The 232-nt window shown below is 65.1% G+C and carries 1 pseudogene; it reads left to right on the forward strand.

Annotated elements, in window-relative coordinates:
* Nucleotides 1-232: pseudogene (locus B2994_RS00810) on the forward strand (DNA polymerase III subunit delta); the annotation flags it as partial.

A 232-nucleotide genomic window follows, 5' to 3' on the forward strand; every position in this document is an offset into this window, starting at 1 on the left:
TGACCTCCAGTCCGCAGGTCACCGGTTTCACCGTTGCGGACAAGGCGATCGAAGGCAAGACGGCGGAGGCGATCATCGCCATGCGGTCCGCCGTGGAGCAAGGCGTCGACCCGATCGCCCTGATCGGCGCTCTGGCCATGAAGCTGCGGACCCTGGCCAAAGCATCCGCGGTGCGTTCGGGCGTGATCTCCACAGCGGAGGCGAAAACCAATCCCTGGGTGCTGAAGAACGC

Origin of the sequence: Bifidobacterium sp. UBA744, from assembly GCA_002298605.1 — a bacterium.
Lineage (GTDB): Bacteria > Actinomycetota > Actinomycetes > Actinomycetales > Bifidobacteriaceae > Bifidobacterium.